This is a genomic window from Pseudomonas bohemica, from assembly GCF_002934685.1.
In the GTDB taxonomy this organism is placed as follows: domain Bacteria; phylum Pseudomonadota; class Gammaproteobacteria; order Pseudomonadales; family Pseudomonadaceae; genus Aquipseudomonas; species Aquipseudomonas bohemica.
In genome coordinates, this window is sequence record NZ_NKHL01000049.1 from 1 (window position 1) to 7,349 (window position 7,349).

General features: G+C 62.6%; 1 protein-coding gene. It reads left to right on the top strand.

Going from position 1 to position 7,349, the window contains the following annotated elements:
* The first annotated feature begins 315 nt into the window (after nucleotides 1-315).
* The gene (locus CE491_RS00540) at nucleotides 316-6,750 is read left to right on the top strand and encodes an autotransporter domain-containing protein (RefSeq protein ID WP_199884913.1); all 6,435 of its coding nucleotides are present in this window, start codon (nucleotides 316-318) and stop codon (nucleotides 6,748-6,750) included.
* Nucleotides 6,751-7,349 lie beyond the last annotated feature (599 nt).

The following is a 7,349-nucleotide window of genomic DNA, read 5'->3' on the forward strand; positions in this document are numbered from 1 at the left end:
GCTGCAAGGTGGTTGCTGCGGAAAAAATGCATGAAATACGCGGCAGACTTGATCGATTTTGAACGCTGCCGTTTTTTGAACCGCTATGGCTCAGCAGCTGAGAAATAGCTGCCTACTTCAGACCATCCTTCACTTTTTTTCGCACACGAGCCGCTCTAGGACGCGCACTCTCAAAATACATAGGCTGTAGCCTCCGGAAAGTGGCTAGGTGATATTACAAAATACCCTATGCTGAACTATCTTATGGCACTTCGACGTCAGCCCATTCGATTTTGATGTGTAGTCGTTTCTAAAAAAAAACAGGGAGTGCACGCAATGAACCGAGTATTTGCGCTAGTGTGGAATGCCTCAATGGGCTGCTGGACAGTGACCCATGAACACAGTAAGCGTTGCCGCAAGGGCTCGCGTCACCTCCGCAAACTGGCGCTACCGGCCTTGCTACTGGGCGCCCTGGTCAGCCAATCGGCCCATGCCAACTGTTCAGCCGCCGGTAGCACAATCACTTGCAGCGGCGTTCCGACGCTGCCGCTGTTTCTTAATGAGTACAGCAGCGCTACCAGCGGGCTGACGGTCAACGTGACCTCGGGTGCGCAGATGAACTCCACCCTGGGTGGCAAGGTCATCAACCTGACCGGGGCCAACATCAACCTGAACAATTCCGGCACCCTGGATCCGGCCTTGCTGGGTCAGGTTTCGGTCCTCAGTGGTGGCGCACTCATCGGCACCGGCGCGACCAGCACGGTCAGCGTAGTCAACACCACCACCGGTATCATTCGCGGCACCGGGATGTTGCTCGGTAACAACCTGACCAGCGTCGAGGGCCTGGCCATCGCCGTGAACAACTCGGTGTCGGGCACCACGACCATCACCAACGACGGCACAATTAGCTCCACCGGGCTGTCGGGGGGCGGGGTCACCCTGGCCGATACCCCGGTGGTCGGGGTGTATGGCGGTTCGCAAGTCAACATGACCAATAGTGCCAGCGGCACAATCAACGGCCGGATCGCGTTCGAAACGTCGTTGGCGGGCAACACCTTCACCAATGCCGGTAATATCACTGGCGGCGTGTCGATGGGGGCGGGCAGTATCAACACCTTCTACGCGATCACCGGTTCGAGCGTTAACGTCGGTGACGGCGTGCAAGTCTCCAGCGGTCTCGGTGGCTTAACCGGCGTCAACCTGACCTTCGCGCCCACAGGGACGATCGATGGCGGTGCGGCCGGCACCAACACGCTGATCCTGCAAAACCCGATCGGCCTCGGCGGCGGCACCACTGGGACCGGCACGGCGTCCAGTGCGACGTACGTCAACTTCAACAACCTGACCCTCAACAGTGGCACCTGGACCTTGCAAGGGCCCTTGGTCAGCGGTGCGACCACCCTCAATGGCGGTGTCGCGCAGTTCAACGACAACGCCGCGTTCGGCAGCGGTGTGCTGACCTCCAACGGCGGGATTCTCCAACCCAGCAATGCCGGATTGTCTCTGGCCAACCAGATCAACCTGGGCGCCAGCGGCCTGACCGTGCAGGCCATCAACGGCCTGACCCTCGGCGGCGTGGTCAGCGGCAGCGGCGGATTGACCAAGAACGGGGCGGCCAACCTGATTCTCAACGGCGTCAACACCTTCAGCGGCGGTACCACCCTCAACGCCGGGACCCTGACCGTCGGCAACGCCGCGGCACTCGGCATCGGCACGCTGAACGTGGGTGGTGCGGGCGGCACGCTCAACAGCAGCGCCAACGTGACGTTGAACAATGCGATTGCGCTAAACGCCAACCTCACCGCTGGCGGCGCCAACTCGCTCACCCTCGGCGGCGTGATCAGTGGCGGCAGCAACCTTATCAAGACCGGTGCTTCGACCCTGACCCTGACCGGTAACAACACCTACACTGGCGCGACGTCGCTAAATGCCGGGACACTGGTCGTCGGCTCCAACACCGCCCTCGGTACCGGCAACCTCAACGCCGGCAATGGCACCACGCTGGACGCCAGTACCGCATCAAGCCTGGCCAACAACGTCAACCTCGGTGGCGACGTGACCGTCGGCGGCAGCAACGCGCTGGCCCTCGCGGGCGTGGTCTCCGGAGTGGGCGGCCTGATCAAGAGCGGCCCGGCCGATCTGATCCTCAACGGCACCAACACCTATTTAGGCGACACCGCCGTCAACGGCGGCACCCTGAACCTCAGCGGTTCGCTGGCCAGTGCCCAAGTCAACGTCAATACCGGCGCAAGCGTAACCGGCAGCGGTTCGATTCTCGGAACGCTCAATATCAACAACGGCGGTCACCTAGCGCTGTCCTCGGGCAATACCTTGTCCGCCGCGTCGCTGACGCTGGGCGCCAACAGCAATATCGATGCGAATCTTGCGACGCCATCGACCACTTCGTTGATGGACGTCGGCGGCAATTTGACCCTCGACGGTAACCTCAACGTCACTGATGCCGGCGGCTTCGGTGTCGGGGTCTACCGCTTATTCAATTATGCCGGTGCGCTGACCGACAATGGCCTGACCGTGGCCGGTGTTCCAGTGGGTTACGGCCTCGGCGACATCCTCGTACAGACTCTGGGTAATCAGATCAATCTGGTGGTGTCGGCGCCGAATAACAACCTGCGTTTCTGGGACGGCAGCCAGACGATCGCCAATGGCACCGTTGATGGCGGCACTGGCACCTGGAATGCCGGCGGCAGCAACTGGAGCAATTCCAGCGGCATAGTGAACCAGACCTGGGCCGGCGACTTCGCGGTGTTCCAAGGCACGGCCGGCACGGTATCGGTCAACGGCACGCAACTGTTCACCGGGATGCAGTTCCTCACCGATGGCTACAACGTGGTCAACGGTACGTCGGGGCTGCTGACTGCCGTCAACGGCACCGGCGGCACCACGGCGATGCGGGTCGATCCGGGCGTGACTGCCACGGTCGGCGTGAACATCAACGGCAGCGGCATTCTCAACAAACTCGACAGCGGTACATTGATGCTCAACGGGGCCAATAGCTACACCGGCGGCACGCAACTCGATGGCGGCAAAATTGTAGTCGGCACCAACACCGCTCTGGGCAGTGGTGCGTTGATCGCCAACGCCGGCACGCAGCTGGACAGCAACGCCGCCGTTACCCTGGCCAACGCGGCCACACTCAACGGCAACCTCACAATACTCGGAAGCAACGCGCTGACCCTCAACGGCATAGTCGACGGCACCGGTGGTCTGATCAAGAACGGTGCCTCCAACCTGACTCTCAATGGCATCAACACCTACAGCGGCGGCACCACGCTGAACGCCGGCACCGTAATCCTCGGCACCTCCTCGGGTCTGGGTTCCGGCGCGGTGACCGTGGCGGGCGCTTCGACCCTCGATACCAGCGCGCCGCTGGTGCTGGCCAACAATGTCAACGTCAATGCCAACCTGAGCATGGCCGGCAACAATAACCTGACCCTGGATGGCGTGATTGCCGGGGCAGGCACCCTGACCAAGAACGGTCTGGCCGACCTGACACTGTCCGGCATCAACAGCCTGACCGGAAACACCACGATCAACGCCGGTACCTTGAACATCAATGGCTCGCTGGACAGCGCCAGCGTGCTGGTCAATAGCGGCGGCACTTTGACTGGCAGCGGCTCGCTCGGCGGAGCCGTGACCGTGGCGGATGGTGGTCATCTGGCCGGCGCTACCGGCAGCACGCTGTCGGTGAACTCGCTGGTGCTCAACGCCAATTCCAGTTTCGATGCCAGCCTTGGCGCACCGGCCTCCGGTGGCGGCAACGCGCTGGTCAGCGTCGGCGGAGACCTGACCCTCGATGGCACCCTCAACGTCATCGACGCGGGCAGCTTCGGCAACGGCGTGTACCGCCTCTTCGACTACACCGGCGGTCTGACCGACAACGGCATGCTGATCGGCAGCCTGCCGGTTAGCTTCACCCCCAGCGACCTGACCTTGCAGACTGCACTGCTCAACCAGGTGAACCTGCTCGTTGCCATGCCGGGCACCACCGTGCAGTTCTGGGACGGCAACCAGGTGGCCGCGAACGGTTCGGTGGAGGGTGGTAGCGGCACCTGGGGCACTGGCAGCACTAACTGGACCGACGTCAACGCCACCACCAACCAGTCTTGGGCCAACAGCTTCGCGGTGTTCCAGGGCTGGGCGGGCACCGTGACGGTCAACGGTACGCAAACCACCAATGGCATGCAGTTTGTCACCGACGGCTATCGCCTGCAGAGTGGCACGGGAGGGGCGCTGAACCTGGTCAACAGCACCATGGGCAATGCCACGATCCGCGTCGACCCCAACGCCACCGCGACCCTTGATGTAGTGCTCAGCGGCACAGGTACGCTGGGCAAATACGACAGCGGCACCCTGGTGCTCAACGCAGCCAACACCTACAGCGGCGGCACGCAGCTCAATGGCGGCACGCTGGTACTGGGCAATGCCGGTGCCCTGGGCAGCGGCGGCTTGAGCGCTGCGGACGGCACCACGCTGGACAACAGCGCGGCGCTGGCCCTGGGCAATGCGCTCACGCTGGACGGCCGGCTGGCCGTGGCTGGCAGCCACGACCTGACCCTGAACAGCGTCATCAGCGGGAATGGCTCGCTGAGCAAGAACGGCAACAGCACCCTGACCCTCAACGGTGCCAATACTTACAGTGGCGGCACCCTGCTCAATGGCGGCACACTGGTGCTGGGCAACGCCGGTGCCCTGGGCAGCGGCAACCTGGTTGCCGCGGGGGAGACCACGCTGGACACCCGCTCGGCGCTCACACTGGGCAATGCCATCACGCTCGCCGGTGAACTGAGCCTCGCCGGCAGCAATGACCTCAACCTCGCCGGCGTCATCAGCGGCACCGGCTCACTGACCAAACAGGGTGCCAGCAACCTGACCCTGAGCGGCGACAACAGCTTCAGCGGTTTCCTCAACATCCTCGACGGCAGCCTGACCCTGAGTGGTTACAACGCCCTGGGCAATGCCAGCCTGAACGTCAGCGATGCCGCTGCCGTCAGCATCGGCGGTATCACCGTGCTGGGCGCCTTGAGTGGCGAGGGCGACCTTGCGCTGGCCTCGGGCAGCGAGCTGCTGGTGGGCAACAGCAACGCCAACAGCGTCTACGCTGGCAACCTCAGCGGCGCCGGCAGCCTGGTCAAGGCAGGCACCGGCAAGATGGTGCTCAACGGCCAGTCCAGCGTCGGTGGCGGTACCCAAGTGAACGCCGGCAGCTTGATCGTCGGCGGCGCGGCCGGCAGCGAGGCGAGCCTGGCCAGCAACGTGCGGGTTGCCAGCGGCGCCATGCTCGGCGGTCACGGCACCATTGATGGCAACGTCGACCTCATCAGCGGGGCCACGATCAATCCGGGCAACTCCATCGGCACGCTGCACGTCAACGGCAACGTCAACCTGGCCGCGGGCTCGAACCTGGAGATCGAAGCCAACCCGGACGGCAGCTCGGACCGACTCGTCGCCACTGGCACCGTGAGCGTTGCTGGCGCCAACCTGGAGGTACTCGCCGGTGCGGGCAATTGGGCGCCCAGCACCGCCTACAACATCATCCAGGCCGCAGCGCTCAACGGCACCTTCGCCGCTGTCAGCAGCAACCTGGCTTTCCTCACGCCTGAAGTGGCCTACTCCACGACCGGCGTCGATCTGACCCTGGAGCGTAACGACGTCAGTTTCGTCTCGGTCGGTAGCACCTTCAACCAACGAGCGGCCGCCGCCGGTGTCGAATCGCTGCGCACGGGCACGCTGTACAACGCCATCAGCGGGCTTACCGCCGAGCAGGCCCAGGCTGCCTACGACAGCCTTTCTGGCGAGCTGCATGCCAGCACCCAGGGCGCGCTGTTCGACGATAGCCGTTATGTGCGCGATGCCATCGGCAATCGCCTGCGCTCCGCCCAAGGGAAGGCGTCGACCGACGCCATCCTGCACATCGATGCCGACACCGGTATCACGTTCTGGCTGCAGGGCTATGGCGGTTGGGGAGACACCGCTGGCAATAGCAATAGCGCGCAACTCGACCACGACAGCCGTGGCATCTTGCTGGGGATCGACATGCCGGTTGGCGACAACTGGCGCGTGGGTGTGGCAGCCGGTAACGGCAGCAGCAATCTGGATATCGATGCGCGCAACTCCTCAGGCGAGATCGACAGCATGTCGCTGAGCCTGTTCACCGCTGCCCAGTGGGATGCCGTCAACTTGCGCGTGGGCGTGTCGCACGCCTGGAGCAACATCGACAGCAGCCGTCATGTTCAGGTCGGCGACATTGCCGATCATGACAAGGCCCACTACGACGCCAACACCACCCAGGTGTTCGGCGAGCTGGGTTACGCCATCGCAGCGGGTGACTTTACTGTCGAGCCGTTCGCGGGTCTTGCCCACGTCAAGGTAGACAGCGACAGCTTCAAGGAGCACGGCGGCAGCACAGAGCTGCACGGCAAGGGTGAGAAGGACGAGCTGACCTACGGCACCGTTGGCCTGCACGGCTCGACGGCCCTGACCACGTTGGGCTCGGTACCGGTTGCGCTACAGGGCACGTTGGGCTGGCAGCATGCGTTCGACGACCTCGATCCGAAGCGTCAGCTGTCGTTTGCCGGTGGCGGCTCGTTCACCGTCAAGGGCGCGCCATTAGCGCAAGACACCGGCCTGGTGCAACTGGGTGTCACCGCGCAAGTCACCACTGGCACCACGGTGGGCCTGGGTTATACAGGGCAATTCGGCGATGGTTATAAGGACAACGGCGTGCGCCTGGGGCTGAGTCTGAGCTTTTAAGAGAGATCGTCGGCAAAGTTGTTGGGTGACCTCTGGTGCTCGCCCCCTTGGACGCTAATGCGCCAGTGCGTAAGTGTTCGAGACCGCGGAGACAGGCAACTGCAGCGTATACGCAACTGCCCTTCCAAGTCCATGTCGCGCTCAACCTGTACGGGGCCACCCCTGAGCACTTGCAGCAGGCGCTCAAGGCGGCTTACGAGCAGTTGGCCCAAGGAATCCCCCAAAGCCACACCGTAATGCAGGATCAGAAAGCCGGGTTCACTACAAGGTCACGGCGATGAACCTTGACGACAACAAACCCAGCCCAGCAATCCCACCCCAGGTTTAACGGAAAGTTCTATATGCCTGAGAGATATAGCCGTGTCGATTGGCTTCAGCGTCAACTGGAACAGGTGGCCAGTTTCATCGAGCGCGATTCTCAGAAACTGAATGAGTCTCCAACCAGCCGCTCAATGCAGCTTTCGCTTAGGGAAAATCTGAGAAAGACTTCCTGATTTGGCAGAATCCCCGGACACCAATTTGAATCGCCCCGGATTTTCTAGACACTCTCCAAGCTCAGGAAATAGCGTTTCTCATACTCTACTGGAGACAGCTGCATA

What these genes read in the sequence shown, in the direction of transcription:
- CE491_RS00540 (WP_199884913.1), top strand. Translation starts at nt 316, where the DNA reads ATGAACCGAGTATTTGCGCTAGTGTGGAATGCCTCAATGGGCTGCTGG.